This is a genomic window from Bacillus sp. URHA0034 (assembly GCF_056280405.1).
This window is the reverse complement of the sequence record NZ_JBWCDK010000002.1, coordinates 1755273-1776501: the sequence shown is the minus strand read 5'-3', so window position 1 is coordinate 1776501 and position 21229 is coordinate 1755273. Positions and strand designations below refer to the sequence as shown.

The 21229-nt window shown below is 37.6% G+C and carries 19 protein-coding genes; 13 read left to right on the top strand and 6 right to left on the bottom strand.

Translation table 11 applies throughout. The features are described from left to right. The first annotated feature begins 100 nt into the window (after positions 1-100). From ACZ9EE_RS10500 to ACZ9EE_RS10465, 8 genes are all read left to right on the top strand, one after another. Positions 101-1039: a sugar-binding transcriptional regulator gene (locus ACZ9EE_RS10500; RefSeq protein WP_476026837.1), complete on the top strand. Its 939-nt coding sequence runs from the start codon at positions 101-103 to the stop codon at positions 1037-1039. Between the two features lie 121 nt (positions 1040-1160). Then, on the top strand, positions 1161-1835 hold the full coding sequence (gene deoC, locus ACZ9EE_RS10495; RefSeq protein ID WP_476026835.1) for a deoxyribose-phosphate aldolase: 675 nt from the start codon (positions 1161-1163) through the stop codon (positions 1833-1835). A gap of 23 nt (positions 1836-1858) precedes the next feature. Next, positions 1859-2029 (top strand): XapX domain-containing protein, encoded by a 171-nt coding sequence (locus ACZ9EE_RS10490; RefSeq protein ID WP_476026833.1) that lies wholly within the window; start codon positions 1859-1861, stop codon positions 2027-2029. A gap of 102 nt (positions 2030-2131) precedes the next feature. Then, positions 2132-2944 carry a pyrroline-5-carboxylate reductase gene (gene proC / locus ACZ9EE_RS10485; RefSeq protein WP_476026831.1) on the top strand — a complete coding sequence of 271 codons (813 nt, stop codon included), beginning with the start codon at positions 2132-2134 and terminating at the stop codon, positions 2942-2944. 185 nt (positions 2945-3129) lie between these two features. Continuing rightward, positions 3130-4749 carry a GGDEF domain-containing response regulator gene (locus ACZ9EE_RS10480; protein WP_476026829.1) on the top strand — a complete coding sequence of 540 codons (1620 nt, stop codon included), beginning with the start codon at positions 3130-3132 and terminating at the stop codon, positions 4747-4749. A 1-nt stretch (position 4750) separates the two neighbouring features. Further along, entirely contained in the window at positions 4751-5791 is a 1041-nt protein-coding gene (locus ACZ9EE_RS10475; protein ID WP_476026827.1) for a HEAT repeat domain-containing protein, read from the top strand. A gap of 61 nt (positions 5792-5852) precedes the next feature. Further along, positions 5853-7205 (top strand): glycosyltransferase family 2 protein, encoded by a 1353-nt coding sequence (locus ACZ9EE_RS10470; protein WP_476032923.1) that lies wholly within the window; start codon positions 5853-5855, stop codon positions 7203-7205. Further along, positions 7202-10429 carry a hypothetical protein gene (locus ACZ9EE_RS10465; RefSeq protein ID WP_476026826.1) on the top strand — a complete coding sequence of 1076 codons (3228 nt, stop codon included), beginning with the start codon at positions 7202-7204 and terminating at the stop codon, positions 10427-10429. Before ACZ9EE_RS10470 ends, ACZ9EE_RS10465 begins: the two co-directional genes overlap by 4 nt. Before the next feature lie 42 nt (positions 10430-10471). Here the strand turns inward: ACZ9EE_RS10465 and ACZ9EE_RS10460 are convergent, their stop codons facing one another. The 3 genes from ACZ9EE_RS10460 to ACZ9EE_RS10450 form a co-directional block, all read right to left on the bottom strand. After that, the gene (locus ACZ9EE_RS10460) at positions 10472-11053 is read right to left on the bottom strand and encodes a YitT family protein (protein WP_476026824.1); all 582 of its coding nucleotides are present in this window, start codon (positions 11051-11053) and stop codon (positions 10472-10474) included. 110 nt (positions 11054-11163) lie between these two features. Continuing rightward, complete coding sequence (locus ACZ9EE_RS10455) at positions 11164-12165, bottom strand: inorganic phosphate transporter (protein WP_476026822.1); 1002 nt, start codon at positions 12163-12165, stop codon at positions 11164-11166. 11 nt (positions 12166-12176) lie between these two features. Then, positions 12177-12791, bottom strand: a complete 615-nt coding sequence (locus ACZ9EE_RS10450; protein ID WP_476026820.1) for a DUF47 domain-containing protein — start codon at positions 12789-12791, stop codon at positions 12177-12179. A 365-nt stretch (positions 12792-13156) separates the two neighbouring features. On the opposite strand from ACZ9EE_RS10450, the gene ACZ9EE_RS10445 reads away from it, so the two are divergent. Continuing rightward, entirely contained in the window at positions 13157-13411 is a 255-nt protein-coding gene (locus tag ACZ9EE_RS10445; protein WP_476026818.1) for a GlsB/YeaQ/YmgE family stress response membrane protein, read from the top strand. Positions 13412-13458: 47 nt separating this feature from the next. On the opposite strand, the gene ACZ9EE_RS10440 is transcribed toward ACZ9EE_RS10445, so the two are convergent. Then, positions 13459-14379: an RluA family pseudouridine synthase gene (locus ACZ9EE_RS10440; protein WP_476026816.1), complete on the bottom strand. Its 921-nt coding sequence runs from the start codon at positions 14377-14379 to the stop codon at positions 13459-13461. 161 nt (positions 14380-14540) lie between these two features. Here ACZ9EE_RS10440 and ACZ9EE_RS10435 point away from each other — a divergent pair, with 161 nt between their 5' ends. Together ACZ9EE_RS10435 and ACZ9EE_RS10430 are read left to right on the top strand one after the other, a co-directional pair. After that, on the top strand, positions 14541-14927 hold the full coding sequence (locus ACZ9EE_RS10435; RefSeq protein WP_476026814.1) for a YhcU family protein: 387 nt from the start codon (positions 14541-14543) through the stop codon (positions 14925-14927). Between the two features lie 198 nt (positions 14928-15125). Next, positions 15126-16868 (top strand): phospho-sugar mutase, encoded by a 1743-nt coding sequence (locus ACZ9EE_RS10430; RefSeq protein ID WP_476026812.1) that lies wholly within the window; start codon positions 15126-15128, stop codon positions 16866-16868. Positions 16869-16988: 120 nt separating this feature from the next. Here the strand turns inward: ACZ9EE_RS10430 and ACZ9EE_RS10425 are convergent, their stop codons facing one another. Next, positions 16989-17243, bottom strand: coding sequence for a YhdB family protein (locus tag ACZ9EE_RS10425; RefSeq protein WP_476026810.1), 255 nt, complete (start codon positions 17241-17243; stop codon positions 16989-16991). A 149-nt stretch (positions 17244-17392) separates the two neighbouring features. On the opposite strand from ACZ9EE_RS10425, the gene ACZ9EE_RS10420 reads away from it, so the two are divergent. Together ACZ9EE_RS10420 and ACZ9EE_RS10415 are read left to right on the top strand one after the other, a co-directional pair. After that, positions 17393-18376, top strand: coding sequence for a M14 family zinc carboxypeptidase (locus ACZ9EE_RS10420; protein ID WP_476026808.1), 984 nt, complete (start codon positions 17393-17395; stop codon positions 18374-18376). 128 nt (positions 18377-18504) lie between these two features. Then, positions 18505-19920 carry a SpoVR family protein gene (locus ACZ9EE_RS10415; protein ID WP_476026806.1) on the top strand — a complete coding sequence of 472 codons (1416 nt, stop codon included), beginning with the start codon at positions 18505-18507 and terminating at the stop codon, positions 19918-19920. Positions 19921-19986: 66 nt separating this feature from the next. Here ACZ9EE_RS10415 and ald read toward each other — a convergent pair whose 3' ends face one another. Beyond that, positions 19987-21120 (bottom strand): alanine dehydrogenase, encoded by a 1134-nt coding sequence (gene ald / locus ACZ9EE_RS10410; RefSeq protein ID WP_476026804.1) that lies wholly within the window; start codon positions 21118-21120, stop codon positions 19987-19989. Between the last annotated feature and the right edge of the window lie 109 nt (positions 21121-21229).

Sequence of the window (21229 nt, the reverse complement as noted above, 5' to 3'; positions counted from 1 at the left end):
AAAAGTGTTCAAAATAAATGATACAAATGTAAAGGTTCATGTGAATTTCCTTTCGGTTATTGGTACAATAAAGAAAATCAATAGTGTATAGGTGATACTTTTGGAGCAAGATAAATTAAACAAGGTGATTGAAGCAGCAAAGTTATATTATTTATTGGATTATAACCAAAATGAGATTGCTAAGATATTGGGGGTTTCCCGCCCGACTGTATCGAGATTGTTACAGCAGGCGAAGAGTGAGGGCATTGTCCAAATCACCATAATGGACCCAACAGAAAATGTTGAAAGTTTAGCTGTGCAGCTTGAAAAAAAGTTCCATTTAAAAAAGGCGATTGTCGCCTCTATACCACAATATGAAGACCATATTATTAAAAATTACTTGGGTGAAAAGGCCGCGGTTTATTTGGATTCCATTGTGAAAGAAGACGACATTATCGGGGTTACATGGGGGACAACGCTTTATCATATTGCGATCGAGCTAAAACAAAAATTTGTAAAAAACGTCCAGGTGGTCCAATTAAAGGGCGGAGTAAGTCATGCGGAAACCAATACGTATGCTTCTGAAATTCTATATCTTTTTGGGAAGGCCTATAATACGACTCCTTTGAATCTTCCCTTGCCGGCCATCGTTGATCACGTTGTTGTAAAACAGGCAATGGAGGCAGACCGTCATATTCGCAGAATTTTAGAGATGGGAAAACAGGCTAATATCGCCATGTTTACAATAGGTTCAATTAAGACAGACTCTTTATTGTTTCAATTAGGATATTTTACAGACAGCGATTTGGACTCACTTTATGGAAAAGCAGTTGGAGATATTTGTTCACGATTCTTCGATAAGGACGGAAAAATTTGTAATGAAAGTTTGAATGAAAGAACCCTGGGTGTGAACCTAGATGCGCTAAGCGAGAAAGAATACTCCATTGTTGTAGCTGGAGGACCTAACAAAATAGAGGGAATTTATGGTGCTTTAACCGGAAGATATGCAAATGTTTTGATTACCGATCAATTTACCGCAAGGTTCCTGCTTGATAAATAGGATAAACGCTTTTACATTTGTTCATATTAATATTTACAAATGTTCATTCCGTTTGCTATAGTAAAGTTATCGGAAAAAAGATTGTAATCTGTATAGCTTAAAATATTAGGGGGAAATTAACATGACTGAAAATATTGTAAAAATCATTGATCATACATTATTAAAAGCGGATGCAACGCGCGAAGAAATCGTTAAAATTATTGATGAGGCGAAAGAGTATTTATTTGCGTCTGTTTGTATTAATCCCACATGGGTTAAAACCGCAGCTGAATTGCTTGCTGATACTCCTGAAGTAAAGGTATGTACTGTAATTGGATTCCCATTAGGAGCATCAACTTCCGAGACAAAAGCATTTGAAACCAAAAATGCGATTGAAAATGGTGCCGATGAGGTGGATATGGTAATCAACATTGGTGCTCTAAAGGATCAGCAAGATGACATAGTTGAAAAAGATATTCGTGCGGTCGTTGAGGCAGCAAAGGGTAAAGCACTAGTTAAAGTAATTATTGAAACATCCTTATTGACTGATGATGAAAAGGTTAGAGCTTGTGAACTTGCGGTCAAAGCAGGTGCTGATTTTGTTAAAACTTCTACAGGATTCTCTACAGGTGGAGCAACTGTCCAGGATATCCGTTTGATGCGCAAAACAGTAGGGCCTGAAATAGGGGTAAAAGCTTCTGGCGGTGTTAGAAGTCGTGAAGATGCATTAGCGATGGTGCAAGAAGGCGCTACCCGAATTGGTGCAAGTTCTGGTGTTTCTATTGCTAAAGGGGAACTTTCCAATAATAACTATTAATTAAAAATGTGAGGGTAACTTTAATGAAAGAAGTTGTAATGGCCTTAATAGCCGGTTTAATTGTAGGAATGTTATTTAGGTTCTTAAAATTACCGTTACCAGCTCCACCTGTATTTTCTGCCGTCGTAGGTGTTTTCGGTGTTTATTTTGGCGGCGTTGTCCTGGATTGGATTTTAAAGGTAGTCCAGCATTAATAGTCAAAAATGGTCTTAATAGGTGAGAAGTTATTTCTTTGGAATATCTTCTCTTTTTTTATTGATTTAAAGTAATAATGAGTTAATTTTGTATGGTAAGGAATGAAGCGCATGAGGAAAAAGATTGGTTTCATAGGGGCCGGAAAAATGGCTCAAGCAATGATTGGTGGAATTGTCCAAGCTAATGGGATTAGAAAAGAATATATAATGGCGAGTGCTGCTACTGAAAAGACGATTAATGCTATTTCTGAAAAGTATGGTATTCTCGTATCATTGAACAACAAAGATGTGGCAGGGTTTGCAGACATCCTCATTCTAGCAGTAAAACCTGACCAGCATGCAGGGATTATTGAGGAAATAAAAAATGAACTAAATCAAAATACCATTCTCGTTACGATTGCAGCCGGTATTACGTTAGCGGATATCGAACGGTTAGTTGGTTTATCGGTTAAGACCGTGCGGACCATGCCTAATACTCCTTCGTTAGTAGGTGAAGGAATGACTGCACTCTGTGCAAACAGTTATATTAGTGAGGAAGAAATACTAGCGGTAGAACAATTACTTCAATGCTTTGGTCAAACTGAGCGTCTGGATGAGAAACTTATGGATGCAGTTCCGTCTATTAGTGGATCATCTCCGGCCTATGTGTATATGTTAATAGAAGCAATGGCAGATGGCGGAGTACGTCAAGGAATCCCAAGAGATCAAGCCTATCGGCTGGCTGCACAGGCGGTACTAGGAGCCGCTAAAATGGTTTTGGAAACTGGCAGACACCCTGGAGAGCTGAAAGATCAAGTTTGTACACCTGGTGGTGCAACAATAGAGGCAGTGGCAACCCTTGAGAGAGAACAATTCCGTGGTTCAATCATAGCCGCCATGGAGAGTTGTACAAGCAAGGTGAAAAATTTAGGATAAGATTTGTGTAGGATTCCGTAAAGGGATCCTTCTTTTTTATACTTCTGAAAATTTTCGCCTTTTTTCGACTTTTTTCATGGCGTTTCTTATCAATTCATAATACACTCAAGATAAACACAAACTTATCACATTAGGTATTTAAATAGTCATTATTTTCTCATAGAAAATTGGGGTGCAGGCAGTTAATGGACTTTAATAAATATAAAAATTTGCTTATTCAGAAGATAAAAAACCAACTATCAATGTGGTTTGATCGTAACGATGCAATCAAACATTCAGAAGTTTATCGATTTCTGCATTCCCTTCATGGAAGTGCAGGGACATTACAATTAGTAGGTCTTCATCAGCTTTCCGGATTCTTGTTGAACCAGATCAAAGAAGATGATGACAGGTTATGGAATAAAGTAGAACTACAAAAGTTTTTAGAAGAATTAATTAGGCTGACAGATAAATATGAATCCTTTTCTGAAAAGCATTCGATAACACCTACAGAGCGCCGATACGATGAAAAAGTACCGGTTATTCAGATTATTGATGATGATATCTCCATGCTTATTCTCCTTAAAGATACCCTGGAGGCAAAGGGATGGATGGTTGCTGCCACTACAGATGCTAAAAAGGCAATCCCACAATACTACGATTTAAATCCTGACTGCGTAATCATTGATATTAACTCGCCTGGAATTAATGGAATTGAATTGTTAACTGATATTGAGCAGCAAACACATCAACATTTTGTTCCCACCATTATGATTAGTCTAATGAATGACCGGGAAACAAGAATAAAGGCTTACAAATTAGGTGCTGATGACTTTATTGAAAAGCCGATCGATTTAGAAGAATTGACTGTTCGAATCTCCCGTCATATAAAGAGAAAAAAATTATTAAGTCAACTTGTACTGGTAGACGAACTTACACAGTTATACAATCGAAAGTTTTTATTCGATGTGTATAACCGCTGCCTCAGGGATATTAAACGAACTAAACAACCCTTCAGCATTGCCATCTTAGATCTTGATCATTTCAAACAAATTAATGATTCCCTCGGCCACGTCAATGGAGATAAAATCCTTGCCGCTTTTGCCTCTTATTTAAAAGAACATACAAGAAGCTCTGATACCGTCTTTAGATATGGCGGTGAGGAGTTTATCATTATCTTCGAGAATGCCCATCAAATAGCAGTTGATGAGATTGTTTCAAGATTACTAACAAAATTTTCAACCATCCCCTTTGATTTAGACGGAGAGACACGTTATGTTACTTTTTCAGCAGGTATTTATACAATCCATCATTCTGATGTAACTTTGGAAACGGCTATTATGGCTGCAGATCAAGCCTTATATTCAGCAAAAACAAACGGCAGGGCACGCGTGGTGAGTGCTAATGAGTCTATGATGGATGTCCAAAAAAGAAAATTATTTGTCTCAATTATTGATGATGATCCAATTATTCGAACGATGTTAATGAGAATATTAAATGTCATGGATTTTTCGAATTTTGAATTAAACTTAGCGGAATATGGAGATGGAGTTCAGTTTTTTAATTCAAAAAGACTCGAGGAAAAAGGAGAGCATTTTTTAATAGTAGACGGTGTTATGCCTGTAATGGATGGTATTGAAGTTCTACAAAAGGTACAAAAAATAAAATATAGCCATAATATTCATGTTCTTATGCTGACAGGAAGGAAAAATGAAGCTGATATCGAAAAGGCTTTAGCACTCGGTGCCGATGATTATGTAACAAAGCCCTTTAGCATTAAGGAACTGCAGGCGCGAATACAAAGGTTAATCAAAAGGATGAAATAAATTGTTTACAAACGAGTTACTGTTCCTTTCCATTCTAACGCTATCCTTAGTAGTGATGCTTGTCATTTTACTAGGATACTTAACGATTAGAAAAACAATTGAGATCCGAAAGAGAAAAAAAGTAGAACAATACCGAGATATTTACAATCCCCTTATTACGTCAAACTTAATTGAAGGTGTTATTACAAGGAAACTTACACCTGTAACTATTCTTCAGAAAAAGGCTATCGAACAACTGCTGAGCAGATATACGAAGGTGATTGAAGGAGAAGAGGAAAAAGACCGTTTAGCGAAACTAGCATCGATGTATCTATTGAATTATTATCAAAAGCAGCTCCAGAGCCATAAGTGGAGTACAAGAATGAATACCCTTTATCATATAGAGGATTTTAATTTAATAGACCTCACTGAAGATGTCTTCCGGTTATTAAACAGGAAACGACTTTCACACCAAGAACTTATTTATATCTTGAGAATACTGGCGTTATTCCAATATAATCAGCTATTCGATTTGTTAACTACAAAATATCAAGACCTAACGGAATTTGATTACCGCCATATACTGATGCCTTTAGAGCAAAAGAAATTTGACCAGTTTGTACTTCATTTTCACCATGCTGGCTTGCCGCTTCAAAAAGCAATTATTGATGTGATTGCAAGTAAAAGAGAGGTATCCTATAACCATTTCCTTGAAAAAATTTTCTCAAGCTATTCAGGTGAAATAAGGATAAGGGCCTTAAAGGCTTTGGCCGAAATTGGTTATGTAAAAGATAGTGCTCCATACTTAGAACTTCTCTATTCAGATAAATGGGAAGAAAGACTGGTGGCAGCAAAATTAATCGGATCATTAAAGGAAGGAAAAGCTATACCTCGTTTGATTGAGCTTCTACACGATCGTACTTGGTGGGTTCGGTCACAGGCTGGGCAAGCCATCAGCCAATTTACTCAGGGAAAAGCCATTTTACGGACTGTGTTAGAAACATCCACAGATCCATTTGCAAAAGACATGGCCTGGGAATGGCTGCATAAAGGGGGAGAATAAGATAGCATTTTTACAGTGGGGAGATATTGTTACATCTTTTGCTTGGTTTATTGCATTTTATATGGTCATTGTCATTGTTTTTTACACAGCCATTCTCATTACCTCATTTTTTCAGCTGCGAAAGGAATATCAGCTTGATCGGGTTCAGGCCTATGAAGATTATTTAGATGAAATTTATACCAAACCGGTTTCGATCATAGTTCCTGCCTATAACGAAGAGGCCGGCATTATTCAAAGCGTCCGTTCACTATTAAGTATAAACTACCCAAGCTTTGAAGTCATAGTCGTAAACGATGGCTCAAAAGACAGTACCTTGCAGAAAATCATCGATTTTTATGATATGAAGGAAATAAAAAAAGTGGTTAGAATCCAAGTGAATGCTAAACCAATTAAAAAGATATATCAATCATCCATTCTTTCTAATCTATTTCTGATTGACAAGGAAAATGGAGGGAAAGCGGATGCCCTTAATGTCGGTCTAAACTTCTCCCATTATCCATATTTCTGTTCTTTGGATGGTGATTCTGTTTTAGAAGAAGATGCTTTTTTAAAGGTAATGAAGCCAATTGTGGACTCGGATGAGGAGGTAATTGCATCTGGTGGCAGTGTGAGGATTGCCAATGGCTGTGAAATTCATAATGGTCATATACAAAATATTGGACTATCAGATAAACCCTTGGTGGTCATGCAAATAATAGAATATTTACGAGCATTTTTAATGGGGAGAATTGGTTTAAGCAGACACAATCTCCTCCTGATTATTTCTGGTGCTTTCGGTGTTTTTTCAAAACATTGGGTCATTGAAGCAGGCGGCTATCGAACTGATACCGTAGGTGAAGATATGGAACTTGTCGTCCGAATGCACCGCCTCTTAAAAGAAAAGGGAATTAAAAAGAAAATCGTGTATGTACCAGATCCTGTTTGTTGGACGGAGGTTCCGGAGGACATAACATATTTACGGCGGCAGCGGAGCCGCTGGCATCGGGGGCTATTTGAAAGTTTATGGACTCATCGTAAATTAACCTTTAATCCTAAGTATGGGTCCATCGGATTACTGGCATTTCCTTACTTCTGGATTGTAGAATTTTTCGGCCCGATCATTGAACTCTCAGGGTATATCTTTATGATTTTATGTTTGCTCCTTGGGGGAACCTACATCGAATTTTCAATTCTGCTTTTTTTACTGTCTTGTTTGTATGGTTCTATTTTCTCAATGGCTGCTGTTCTTTTAGAGGAGTGGAGCTTAACCAAATATCCAAAAGTTACAGATATCTTCAAGCTTTTTTTCTATTCGTTAACAGAAACAATCTGGTACCGGCCAATGACGGTTTTTTGGCGTTGTGAAGGGGTTTGGCAAATCATAAAAGGAGAGACAGGCTGGGGAGAAATGAAAAGAAAAGGTGTATCAAAATGAAGAAATCAATCTACTTATTTTTCTATGCTATGATTTTTCTAGCAATAGTAACAAGCCCATTTTGGCTATGGCGACTACAGCCGGAGAAGAATTTGAATGTACTAATTATGGATAAAACAGTACCAAATTCATCTTATCGGGAGCATAAGGGATTGGTTTGGATATTAAACAATGCCAAGTATTTTAAGAATGGTCAGCCTTATTCTGCAGAAAATGATTATATGGGATTTGAGCCAAAACGTAATCAAGACTATACGATTGTCCCGCTTCCCATGGATTTGACTAAATATGATGTTTTTTATCTGACAGACCAATACGGTGTCTATAAAAAGGAGTTCAATGGGCAGAATACCAGCGGGAATAGGTCAGCAAAAATTTATGGCGGTTTAACACTGAGTGAAGTTAATCAATTGAAGAAGGCACTTATTCAATCCAAACCTAAAACCTTAATCGCAGAATTTAATACATTTGCCAGTCCAACCTCAGAATCTGCAAAAGAGGGAATATCCAATTTGTTGAATGTGGTCTGGTCGGGATGGATTGGCAGATATTTTTCAGATTTAAATAGTGATGAAGTTCCTGAATGGGTAAGACAGAATTATCAAAGCCAGCATCAAAAATGGACCTTCAGTGGAGAAGGTTATGTATTTGTTAGTAAAAGTAATTATGTGGTGGTCATAGGAAAAGAAGATATTAAAGAGCACGGACTGGATTTTACATTAACAAATCAAGGACAACAACACTTTTCACAAAAGATAGATGGTACGTATCAGTATTGGTTTGATATTATTCAGGCAAAAAATAAGAACGAGGTCTTAGCAAATTATCAGCTGCCTGTTTCAAAAACAGCTAGTGAAAAGTTGGCAGGATTTGGGATACCGAACAAGTTCCCTGCGGTTATCTATCATCATAATGCTAGATACTCTTCCTATTATTTTTCTGGTGACTATGCTGATGAGGCAGATGTACCAGGTATATATCAGACAAAAGGTTTGGATAAATGGAAAAAGATGTTCGGATCAAATCATTCTTTTTATTGGTCTGCCTATGTCCCGATGATGAAAGATATCCTGAAAAATGGAATAAAACAGGTTGAACCGCAAGAGAAAGTAGAAGTAGTTAAAAAGAGTGGGATTCAGACGAATAGTCAAACAAATGAAGCCTATATTCAAATCCAAAGAAATGGAAAGTGGCAGAACCTTTTAATTAAGGGAGTGAATATGGGGATAGGCAGACCGGGGTACTTCCCAGGGGAAACAGCGATTACAGAAGAAGAATATTTCCGCTGGTTTCAAGAAATCGGAGCGATGAATGCCAATGCCATCAGGGTTTATACACTGCATCCGCCCCAATTTTATGAAGCTTTTTATGAATATAATCAAATCGCTAAACAGCCTTTATTCTTATTTCATGGAACGTGGGTAAATGAAGAAAATTTAATCAAAACCCAGGATGCATTCGCCAAAGTAAATGTGGATGATGCGAAACTAGAAATAAAAAATATGGTGGATATTATTCATGGTAATGCTAATCTAGCCAAACGGCCAGGCCATGCATCGGGTGTGTATAAACATGATATCTCAAAGTTTGTGATTGGCACGATTATTGGAACAGAGTGGGATCCGGCGATGGTGGAGAACACTAATAAAAAGCATTCCGGTTTGAGCCAATTTAAAGGAGACTATTTTGAAACAGACCATGCCAGTCCCTTTGAAATTTGGCTCGCTGAATTAATGGATTATGCAGCTAGTTATGAGGCAGCCCATTACAAATGGCAGCATTCGATGAGCTTTACAAATTGGGTCACAACGGATTTACTCAAGCATCCATCTGAACCATTGGAAAATGAGGATATGGTGTCGGTAGATCCCAATCATATTATGGCATCAAAATCCTTTAAAGCTGGTTTATTTGCTTCATATCATATCTATCCCTATTATCCAGATTTTCTTAATTATGAGAAGAAATATCTTAACTATACCGATGCTAGTGGGAAGAAAAATAATTATGCAGGATATCTAAATGAGCTGCGCGCAGCCCATCATATGCCTGTCTTAGTAGCAGAATTTGGCGTACCATCTTCAAGAGGCCTAACTCATAAAAATCCTTATGGTATGGATCAGGGATTTCATTCTGAGGAGGAACAGGGACAAATTGATCAGCGTTTATTTCAATCAATTGTTTCAGAAAAGTATGCGGGCGGGCTAGTGTTTACTTGGCAGGATGAATGGTTTAAGCGGACTTGGAACACAATGGACTTTGATAACCCTGACCGCCGTCCATATTGGAATAACCAGCAAACAAATGAACAGCATTTTGGCTTGCTGGGATTTGAACCAGGTAAGAAGGAAACTGCGATTATCGTTGATGGTGCTGCTGAGGATTGGGACATCGCGGGAGCAAAAATAGGATATCAATCAAAACAGAATTTAAAGGAAGTACGGTTCACCTCCGACAGTGGCTATTTGTACTTCTTACTAAAATATAATCAACCAGTTGATTTTAAAAACGAAGGTACCTATCTTCTAATCGACACAATTGGGAACCAAGGCCAAACAACCATTCCTATTAATCAACAAGTAAAGATTAAAACGGAATACGGAATTGACTTTCTAATCAAGTTGCAGGGTCCAATAGATTCGCGAATTTTGGTTGATAGTTACTATGACACGTTCTATTATCAGTATGGAAAACTTTTGAAAATGATTCCTGAAGAGCCATATGCCGATCAAAAGAATAATGGGGTGTTTAATCCAATTCGCTTGGCATTAAATAAGCAACAAACCATTCCTGCTACCAAGGCGGTCATTCCCTTTCAGGATTATGAAACAGGGGTATTGCAGTATGGCAACGCTAATCCAGCCAGCGAAAATTTCAATTCCTTAACTGATATAAGTATGAGCCGCGATAAAAAGATCATAGAAGGGAGAATTCCTTGGCAGCTATTAAATGTGAAAGACCCTAGCTTGAAAGAAGTAATGGGAGATGTGTGGAAACAAGGATTGTCAGGCAGTATAAAGGCCAGTGTAATCAGGACCGCCATTGTAACAACGGAGAAAGACGGCGTAGACCAAACGGTTCCAAAGGCTGTGAATGGACAGCTTCAACAAAAGGGTTCATTAGTTTACAACTTGAAATCATGGGATCAACCTCCCTTCTATGAACGGTTGAAGACCTCTTATGAAATCATGCAAAAAACATTCGGTTCAGTTGGGGCCAAATAACCATTTAAATATTATTAAAGCCACCTCAAAGCTGGGGTGGCTTTAATGCGTAAGTGGCTTTTTGGAAACCGTAACCGTCGTCATTAAACCTACGCAAATAATAGTAAGAAAGGAATAAAAAAACCTTTCCAGCCCGACGACTTGGATGCCGCTTGTAATAATTAAACCATCAATTAAGAATATGATGATCCCAATATTAATAGATGTAAATTTGGTTAGCAGCTGTGCAAGTAAGTCTGTTCCACCCGTACTTGTTTCATAGCGAAGCATGAGACCAATCCCAATACCAACCAGAACTCCACCGATAATGGTGCTTGGCAGAATCCCAATTTGTATTTTTCCGTTTATAAAGGAAAATACATCAATGCAAAAGGAAGAAATAATTAAACCGTGAAGACTATAGAAAAAATAACGTCTCTCGAAAAACCAGGCTAAGATATATAAAGGAAGACTTAAAAATATGATACTAAGACCTGTCGGCAGGCCGTAAAAATAATGAATTATTAATCCCAAGCCAATGACGCCGCCATCTAATAGATGATAAGGAACTAGAAATCCATTAATCCCTAGGCTTAATAGCAATGAACCAATCAGCATGGCGAATATTTTTTCTTTCAATAACATTCTCACCTCAAAACTTGTCCCTATACATAAAAATATGAGAAGAAATCATATTTAGACGTGCAACAATGAGAGAAATAAAAAAACCAGAGAAAAATCTCTGGTTAAAACCATTAAAAGAATAAATTTAAAATATAAAATACGATGGCAGCAATAATCGCTGTAATTGGCAAGGTAATAACCCAAGTAATCAACATCCGTTTAGCCGTATCCCATTTTACGCCTTTAAGACGATGAGAAGCACCAACTCCGAGAATACCAGAAGAGATTACGTGCGTCGTACTTACCGGTAGATGTATGTAGGTTGCACCAAAGATAATAGCTGCTCCGGTTATATCAGCAGCAACCCCATTAACTGGGCGTATTTTCATAATTTTTCCGCCCACTGTTTTGATAATCTTCCAGCCGCCAATCGAGGTACCTAGACCCATTGCAACAGCACAGGAAAGTTGTACCCAAAAAGGGATACCTGCATCAGGGGAAAGATAATTACTGGATACAAGTGCCAAGGTGATGATCCCCATTGACTTTTGCGCATCATTAGTTCCGTGTGAATAAGATTGTAAAGCAGCTGTTGCAATCTGGATATAACGGAATCTTTTGTTCGTTTTTGCTAAATTTAAATTCTTAAACGCTACTTTAAAAATACTATAGATAATATATCCCACAACAAAGGCAAGAATTGGTGATATAATCAGCGCTTCAATGATTTTGATAAAACCGGTGTAGTTCAAAGCATTAAATCCTTCTGCTGCAATTGCAGCCCCGGCAATTGATCCAATGATAGCGTGAGAGGAACTGCTAGGAATTCCGTAATACCACGTTAGTAAGTTCCAAAAGATTGCGGAAACTAATGCAGCCAAAATAACAACGGATCCATTATGTAAGGTAAACGGATCAACTATATCCTTTGAAACGGTTTTGGCTACTCCCGTAAAAGTTAAGGCACCAACTAAATTCATCACTGCTGCCAACATAATGGCTTGACGAGGTTTTAAAGCTTTTGTTGAAACGGACGTGGCGATTGCATTCGCTGTATCGTGAAAACCATTAATAAAATCAAATGCAAGAGCACCAATGACAATTAAAATTGTTAAAATTAGTACAAGACTCATTTTTTTGCTCCTTAAGCATTTTTCATAATAATGGATTCCAGCGTATTAGCTACAGTCTGACAGAAGTCAGCAATATCCTCAAGATCTTCGTAAATCTCCTTATATTGAATAATACGGATTGGATCTTTCTCGACAGCAAATAAATGCTTGATTGATTGTCTTAAGATATTATCGCATTTTGATTCATAATCCTTAATTTTAATGGCATGTTCTCTAATTTGAGCTAACTTTTTATTGGATAGTAATTCAACAGCCTTCTGAATCTCGTGAACACTGTTTTGAATAGCGTCGACAAACTTTAACATAAACTCATCTGCATCAGTAATTGAATACATTTCAAATAGGGCAGCACATGCTTCAAGACCATCCAATACATCGTCCATGCTCATCGCGAGCTGAAGGATGTCTTCACGTTCAATTGGAGTTATAAATGCATCATTTAATTCTTTTATAACTTCATGAACGAAGGTATCACCTTTGGATTCATACTCTTTCATTTTCTCAGAAAAGATTTTTAAATCACTGATATTTTTTAGTTTATAATCAGTAAAAAAATCCACACTTTCATCAAGATTGGATGAAATACTACTTAGTAATGCCGAGAATTTATCTACTTTTTTAGCCATTGATTATACCTCCAATATTTACAACAATGATAATTGTATAGTGCACCCAAATTATTTTATCTAAAATTTGTCGAAAAGAGAAAGAATTTACGATAAATTTACAAAAACTTAACATTAGAATTTTCTGAAAACACCCTATTACTATTAAAGTTCCTTTATTACTTTTGCCTAGTATTTTTAATTTATGTCTTGTGCATGTATTTTTTAGTAAAGTTCAATTAATTATTTTTTATATGAGTATAAATTAAAAAAGAGGGTACTTTATAGGTACAGGCAGTAAACAATGGATTTTCCAAAAGCATTTCAGCTGTCTGAGTAAAATACAAAAAAAGTGAAATGAAGAATACTAAAAAGGAGTGTTCTAAATGAGTTTCATTTGGTCATTAATTGTTGGTGGAATTATCGGTTGGTTAGCAGGACTAATTGTCGGAAGAAATATTCCGGGGGGCATTATTGGTAATATCATCGCAGGTTTTATTGGTGCATGGTTAGGAACAGCAGTATTAGGTCATTGGGGTCCAAATGTAGCTGACTTTGCGATAATCCCGGCCATTATTGGTGCTGCAGTTTTAGTACTTCTTTTAAGCTTTATCATGCGTGCCTTTAGAAAAGCCGATTAACAATAACATGGCAAAGAAAGGATGTCTCCCATAAGAGACATCCTTTTCTATATTTTATGGACATCAATGTTAAAAATCTCAGGTAAATCTGTAAATGGTGCGTGACAAATGATCGATTCTTTAGTAAATGGATGGGTAAATTCGAGCTTAGCCGCATGGAGGGCCTGCCTATTCGTGAGCGGTTGTCCTCCGTATAAAATATCTCCAATTAAAGGATGACCAAAATGACTGAAATGAACTCTGATTTGGTGAGTTCTCCCCGTTTCCAGCCAGCATTTAATGAAAGAAATTTCTTTTTGCTTATTATAATCTAAGACTTGATAGTGAGTAACGGCAGCTTGTCCAGTGGGTGACACCCTGCGTCTAGTTGCATGATGTCGGTCACGCCCTATCGGCATATTAAGGGTGCCCTTCCGCTGCTTTAACAGGCCATGAACAGCTGCGATATAGGTTCTTTTAATGTAACGCTTCTCAAGCATTTGATCTAAAATGGCACCTGCTAAAGCATGTTTGGCGAAAAGAATGGCCCCTGATGTATCACGGTCCAGTCGATGTACTTGCCGAACATTTGCTGATTCTCCTTTTGACAAGAGGTAAAAGGCAGCGGCATTCATAAGTGTATCTGTTTCCTTTTCAGGGTCATTTGGATGTGTATTCATAAATGGCGGTTTATTGACAATTAAAACATGCTCATCTTCAAATAATATATTTATCTCATGGTAAGACGGGATCACCTGAGAAGCTTCTTCTTCAAATAGATGAAGTTGTATTTTTGCCCCTGCAGGAAGTGGATTGTTCCAATTACTCCGATTACCTTCAAGTAAGACCTTATTCTCAGACCGAAAATGATGGGTTAATTTTTTTGGAGCCTGCCATACCTCTCGGAAAAGGTCAGTAATCGTAATTCCTTCCCATTCACTTGGAACGATGATTTGCAGCCACTCACCAGTACGTTTAGTTATAATCATACTTTCTCCTTTTATAAATTGTCCAGCTCCAGCGCATAACCAAGGCGCTTACGCTTTTCTTACTGTGGTGATAATTACCACCCAAAATTCACTTCGAATTATGTTATTCTTATGATATATATTACGACAGAAAAAAGCGATGGCAAAGGTGGGTTAAATAAGTGAAAATAGTTTTTGCCTCGACACCAAGTCAAGAAGAAGAAATTAATGAACTGGTGAGGTACGTTTACTCTAATATTTTTCCTCAGTTTTTTAATGATGAAGAAATTAGTCAATTTATGGAATTAAAGATCCTGGACACATCTTTGGATTTTAATACTTTAAAAGATGCATTTCAAGTTATGACATGTATACAGACGATCATTTCCATTCTAGAATCATCACCCTTAGATGAGCAATACGAAGTGGTGTTTAATAGAAATGCTGCTACATTAAATGAATTTGGACTGTTTTTCCCATTTGATTTTGAACAGTTTATTCAAGGTAAAAGTTTAAAGAATTCGATTCTCAGTATCTACACCAAAGCAGATAATGAACTAATTATATAAGTAGTTAACTTAAGCCTGTGATTTTTTACAGGCTTTTTTTTTATTCCTTCTCTTATTGTCATATTTTGAGGTATTATAATATGAGTAGCTTTCACATATTCTGCAAAAAATGTCGGTTTTTATCTTGTCATTTTTAGAGGGAAAACAGTATTAAACTTCGAATTAGAGGTATGTACATAAATAGGAGGGATCACATCTATGGAATGGAAAGCAATCGCAAAAAGCTGGCAGGAATTTGAAGGGTTGGACAATGAATTAAAAAATGAATTAGAAGCATTAAAAGGTAATGAAAAACAACTAGAAGAAATATTTTATAAGAATCTTGAGTTTGGTACAGGTGGAATGCGTGGGGAAATTGGCGCAGGGACGAATCGCATGAACCTTTATACCGTCCGTAAAGCTTCCGCAGGATTGGCAGCTTTCATAGAAGAGCACGGTGACGAAGCGAAAAAGCGCGGTGTAGTAATTGCTTATGATTCACGCCATAAATCACCTGAGTTTGCATTGGAGGCTGCTAAGACGCTTGCCTCTAAAGGAATCCAAACATATGTATTTGATGAGCTGCGACCAACACCAGAACTATCGTTTGCATTAAGATACTTAAATGCTTTTTCTGGCATTGTGGTTACAGCGAGCCATAATCCCCCGGAATATAACGGCTATAAAGTTTACGGATCAGACGGTGGTCAGCTGCCACCTGAAGCGGCTGATATTGTGATTGCAAAGGTAAATGAAATTGAAAATGAATTACTAATCGAAGTCAGCAGTGAGGAAGAATTACGTCAGGCTGGTTTGATCAAAACAATTGGTTCTGTAATTGATCAAGATTATATTGAAAAATTAAAAACCATTTCTGAGAATCCAACTCTTGCTGAAGAGACAGATATTAAAATCGTATTTACGCCATTACATGGAACAGCCAATAAATTAGTCCGAGCAGGTCTTGCGGCATTAGGATATAAAAATGTTTCGGTTGTAAAAGAACAAGAACTTCCCGATCCTGAATTTTCAACTGTCAAAAGCCCTAATCCGGAAGAGCATGCTGCCTTTGAATTAGCGATCCGTGATGGAAAAAAGGTCGGAGCTGATATTTTGATTGCAACTGACCCCGATGCGGATCGTCTAGGGATTGCTGTTCCAAATCATGAGGGAGAATATGTTGTCTTAACGGGTAATCAAACAGGTGCATTATTAGTGGATTATCTTCTTTCTCAGAAACAAGCGAAAGGAACATTGCCTGAGAATGGTGTTGTTTTAAAGACGATTGTTACCTCTGAATTAGGACGGAGAATTGCTTCCGCATTCAAGTTAGAAACAGTGGATGTTTTAACTGGCTTTAAATTTATTGCAGAAAAAATCAAGGAATATGAAACAACGGGCGAGCATTCCTTCCTATTTGGCTATGAAGAGTCTTACGGCTACTTGATCGGTGACTTTGCACGTGATAAGGATGCAGTTCAAGCTGCTCTGCTTGCTACGGAAGTTTGTGCCTATTATAAAAAACAAGGATTAACCCTATATGAAGGGATGCTGCGTGTTTTTGAAAAATACGGTTTCTACCAAGAGGGACTTCGTTCTTTAACTCTGAAAGGAAAAGAAGGGGCAGAGATGATTCAACGCCTATTAGCATCCTTCCGTAATGAACCATTGACAAACTTAGGTACAGTTAAGACTCTTGCAAGCGAAGATTATTTGACAGGTGTCCGAGCAACGAAAAATGGAGAAGAGACCATTTCATTACCTAAATCCAATGTGTTAAAATATATTTTTGAAGATGGCTCTTGGGTATGCTTACGTCCATCGGGGACAGAACCGAAAGTTAAATTTTACTTTGGTGTGAATAGTTCCAGCCTTGAAGAAAGCAAACATAAGCTTCAAACGATTGAAAAGGACTTTATGGCATTAGTAGATAAGAAAGTAAAAATGGTTCAGACTATTTAAGCCAATAAAAGAGAACTTAATAATACTAAAACGGCCTCCTATTGGAAGCCGTTTTTTTGGTGGAATTCTTTTTTCCCGGTAGAAAAAATTTTCTCAACAATTTGGTATCCACTTTTTTTTTCAGGAAAGACTATACATCGGTAAGCCATTTTCATCAGGATCCAGCGATTCATTAGCATGGTCAATGTAACGAAGAAGACTATATAATTTAGTTTCAATCACGGTATAGTCACGTTCAAAATTATAAGCGTGCAGGAATTGTTCAATCTTTTTCGATAAAAATTGGTCCTTTGTCCGAACCATTAAGATAAGCAAATTGTCCCATTCTGATCTGTGCGTATAATATAACGCTCGGTCGTAATCCATCTTATTCATTTTTATTTGCCTCCTCCTTATTAGGAGTTGACTTTATTTTATGACATTCCCCAAATAACTTTCACAGAAAATGTTGGACATCTAATGTTTACGCTGTTTTCAACATTTACCAGTATAAAATTAGTTTTTAAAGAAGAGTGGTGCTTTAATTGGTTAGAATTACTTGTGTCCTTTTCTGTCTTTTCACACTCATATTTACCGCAGCAGAAGCAAAAATCATACAAGCGGATAAACCTTATACATATAACCGTCTGCAGCAGGATCTGGAAAAAATCAATAATAAATATCGGGACCAGACCGAAATGAAATCAATTGGCAAAACCCATTATGGAAAAGAAATTTGGGGAGTAAAGCTGGGCAGAGGAAAAACTAATATTGTTTTAATAGGTGCTCATCATGGACGAGAATGGATGACAAGCGCCCTTTTAATGAACATGCTTGAGCATTATGCCGATGCCTATCAGAACGGTAAGAGAATGGGTTTTAGGTCAACTGATATCCTTAATCAAGTTTCTATTTGGTTTATCCCTATGCTAAATCCAGATGGTGTTTATATTCAACAAACTAACCTCGAGTCATTTCCCGCTAGTCTTCAGAAACAATTGTTATTAATGAATGAAGGGTCAAGTAATTTCAAGCGATGGAAAGCTAACGGGATGGGTGTGGATTTAAACAGACAATACCCTGCAGGCTGGAAACAGCTTAACCAAGAACCTTCAAACCCAAGCTATGCATTTTATAAAGGTAAAAGACCTTTAGAATCTAAAGAAGTTATCGCTTTGACCCGATTTATTAAAGAGATAAACCCTTCGATTGCGGTGGCGTATCATACGGCAGGAAGGGAGATTTTTTGGAATTATAAAAATGGAAAACATGTGAAGCGTGATTATAAGGTTGCAAAGAGAATTTCTAGACTAACCAACTATAAACTAGCGAAACCTGATCCCGATTCATTTGGCGGAGGATTTACGGATTGGTTTATTACAACCTATCACAAACCAGCCATGACCATTGAAATAAGTTACTTAGTGGGAGACACAAGTCCCCCCCTGTCAGTTTTTAAAAATGAATGGAAACGAAACAAATATGTCGGCCTTGTTCTTGCGAGGGAGGCAAAAAAGATGCGCCATTAATCTCATAATAGGAAATTCGGAGTAGAATCAAAAAATCAATAAGGCTTGCTATTGTTTTTTGGCCATCTCCCTCATCAATCCCGGCTTTTCTTCATACATTGTGTTAAGAGGAAAAGGGGGAGTGAGGAATGAATATAGAGGATCGTAAGCAGCTTGAATATGCCATAAGTGAAATTACTGAAATCGCCACTGGTTTTGGACTCGATTTTTATCCAATGAGATATGAAATTTGTCCAGCTGAAATTATTTATACATTTGGTGCTTATGGTATGCCAACACGATTTTCACATTGGAGCTTTGGAAAGCAATTCCACAAAATGAAACTGCACTATGACTTAGGTCTAAGTAAAATTTATGAGCTCGTAATAAACTCAAACCCTTGTTATGCATTCTTGCTTGATTCAAACACCCTGATACAAAATAAGTTAATCGTTGCTCACGTGCTGGCTCATTGTGATTTCTTTAAAAATAATGTCCGTTTCCAAAACACCAAGCGAGATATGGTTGAAAGTATGGCCGCTACTGCTGAACGAATTCATAAATATGAGATTCAATATGGAAAAAAGGAAGTTGAAACCTTTTTAGATGCCATCCTGGCTATTGATGAACATATTGACCCTTCGCTTATGCGGCCAAAGCTTTCTTGGTCCATTGGAGATGATGAGGAAGACGAAGAATTAGATCCCATTGCCGTAACTCCATACGACGATCTCTGGAAACTGGACGAAAAAGATCAAAAGGTAAACAACCAACCGAAGAAAAGGAAGTTCCCACCACGGCCTGAAAAAGATCTTTTATTATTTATTGAAACTTACTCTAGAGAGCTGGAAGATTGGCAGAGGGATATCTTAACCATGATGCGAGAGGAGATGCTTTACTTCTGGCCACAGCTTGAAACGAAAATCATGAACGAAGGCTGGGCTTCCTTTTGGCATCAACGAATCTTAAGGGAACTGGACTTAACTAGTGGTGAAGCAATTGAATTTGCCAAGTTAAATGCTGGGGTTGTCCAACCATCAAAAACAGGAATAAATCCTTATTATCTCGGTATTAAAATTTTTGAGGATATTGAAGAGCGATATAATAATCCAACAGAGGAAATGAAACGAAGAGGAATTCAACCTGGCTCAGGCAGGGAAAAAATGTTCGAGGTTCGTGAAGTTGAATCGGATATTTCCTTCCTGCGTAATTACTTAAATAAGGACCTTGTTATGAGAGAAGATATGTATCTTTTCCAAAAGCAAGGGAGGGATTACAAAGTCGTTGATAAAGAATGGGAACATATTCGGGATCAGCTTGTAAATATGCGTGTTAATGGGGGATTTCCATATATTACTGTCAATGATGGTGACTTCCTGAAAAATGGTGAACTGTACTTAAAGCACTGGTATGAAGGTGTGGAATTAGATGTGAAATACCTCGAAAAAGTCCTTCCTTATATTCACCAGCTTTGGGGCAGACCGGTTCATATAGAAACCATGATCGAAGAAAGAAAAATGCTGTTTTCATATGATGGGAAGGGTGTTCATCGGAAGTACTTATAAAGCAAAGGCAGCTATCGATTGATAGCTGCCCTTTATTTTATCGATATAGGGTTTGAAAAGTTGTGTTTAGATTGAAGCAAGTTCCTTTACCAATGCATCTTCTACCGGTACATATTGATAATCTAAATCCCTTGCCACTGCTTCATAAGTAATTTCTCCATTTGCCGTATTTACGCCAAGTTTCAAAGCAGCATTTTCTGAAATGGCTTTTAATACCCCTTTATTAGCAATTTGTAATGCGTAGGGAACTGTTACGTTTGTCAAGGCAATGGTAGATGTTCTAGGAACCGCACCTGGCATGTTGGCCACTGAATAGTGAACCACTCCATGTTTCACAAAAGTAGGGTTATCATGTGTTGTTACATGGTCACTAGTTTCGACAATTCCACCTTGGTCAATCGCAACATCGACAATAACAGAACCTGGCTTCATTGATTTCACCATGTCTTCTGTCACTAGTTTTGGAGCCTTAGCACCTGGAATTAACACTGCTCCAATGAAAAGGTCGGCTTGTGCAACCGCTTCCGCGATATTATATGGATTAGACATTAGCGTTTTAACTTGATTTCCAAAGATATCATCCAGCTGGCGTAAACGGTCTGCACTTACATCGATAATCGTCACATCTGCACCTAGACCAATCGCCATCTTTGCTGCATTGGTTCCGACAATACCACCGCCGAGAATGGTTACCTTACCACGATTAACCCCTGGAACACCAGCTAAAAGGATACCTTGACCGCCGTTATTTTTTTGTAAGAACTGTGCACCAATTTGTGCAGCCATACGTCCTGCAACTTCACTCATTGGAGTTAGCAACGGCAGTGTATTGTTCACGGAGACTGTTTCATAGGCAATGGCAAGTACACCTTTATCTTTTAGTGCTTGTGCAAGTGCAGGTTCAGCAGCAAGGTGTAAATAAGTAAATAAGATTAATCCTTGTCGGAAATACTGATATTCGCTTTCTAAAGGCTCTTTTACCTTCATAATCATATCCGATTTTGACCAGACCTCTTTACGATCTTTTATAATTTCTGCGCCTGCCTCTATATATTGCTCATCAGTGAAACCGCTTCCAACCCCGGCGTCTTTTTCAATTAATACAATATGACCTGCTTTAACTAATGTAACCACACCGGCTGGAGTAAGTGCTACACGATTTTCATTATTCTTAATCTCTTTAGGTACACCAATAAACATATCTGAAATCCTCCCTAATACTGTAAAGTATAGTTGCTATGGCTAAAGTATAAAATGTTTTCCTTAAAAATACTTTGTTTAGAAAGGAGAAAATTTTTTATTCCCTTTG

Excerpts from the sequence above, each read along its gene's own strand:
- deoC (WP_476026835.1), top strand. The coding sequence starts at position 1,161 with ATGACTGAAAATATTGTAAAAATCATTGATCATACATTATTAAAAGCG.
- ACZ9EE_RS10490 (WP_476026833.1), top strand. The coding sequence starts at position 1,859 with ATGAAAGAAGTTGTAATGGCCTTAATAGCCGGTTTAATTGTAGGAATG.
- proC (WP_476026831.1), top strand. The coding sequence starts at position 2,132 with ATGAAGCGCATGAGGAAAAAGATTGGTTTCATAGGGGCCGGAAAAATG.
- ACZ9EE_RS10480 (WP_476026829.1), top strand. The coding sequence starts at position 3,130 with ATGGACTTTAATAAATATAAAAATTTGCTTATTCAGAAGATAAAAAAC.
- ACZ9EE_RS10470 (WP_476032923.1), top strand. The coding sequence starts at position 5,853 with ATGGTCATTGTCATTGTTTTTTACACAGCCATTCTCATTACCTCATTT.
- ACZ9EE_RS10465 (WP_476026826.1), top strand. The coding sequence starts at position 7,202 with ATGAAGAAATCAATCTACTTATTTTTCTATGCTATGATTTTTCTAGCA.
- ACZ9EE_RS10460 (WP_476026824.1), bottom strand. The coding sequence starts at position 11,053 with ATGTTATTGAAAGAAAAAATATTCGCCATGCTGATTGGTTCATTGCTA.
- ACZ9EE_RS10455 (WP_476026822.1), bottom strand. The coding sequence starts at position 12,165 with ATGAGTCTTGTACTAATTTTAACAATTTTAATTGTCATTGGTGCTCTT.
- ACZ9EE_RS10450 (WP_476026820.1), bottom strand. The coding sequence starts at position 12,791 with ATGGCTAAAAAAGTAGATAAATTCTCGGCATTACTAAGTAGTATTTCA.
- ACZ9EE_RS10445 (WP_476026818.1), top strand. The coding sequence starts at position 13,157 with ATGAGTTTCATTTGGTCATTAATTGTTGGTGGAATTATCGGTTGGTTA.
- ACZ9EE_RS10440 (WP_476026816.1), bottom strand. The coding sequence starts at position 14,379 with ATGATTATAACTAAACGTACTGGTGAGTGGCTGCAAATCATCGTTCCA.
- ACZ9EE_RS10430 (WP_476026812.1), top strand. The coding sequence starts at position 15,126 with ATGGAATGGAAAGCAATCGCAAAAAGCTGGCAGGAATTTGAAGGGTTG.
- ACZ9EE_RS10425 (WP_476026810.1), bottom strand. The coding sequence starts at position 17,243 with ATGAATAAGATGGATTACGACCGAGCGTTATATTATACGCACAGATCA.
- ACZ9EE_RS10415 (WP_476026806.1), top strand. The coding sequence starts at position 18,505 with ATGAATATAGAGGATCGTAAGCAGCTTGAATATGCCATAAGTGAAATT.
- ald (WP_476026804.1), bottom strand. The coding sequence starts at position 21,120 with ATGTTTATTGGTGTACCTAAAGAGATTAAGAATAATGAAAATCGTGTA.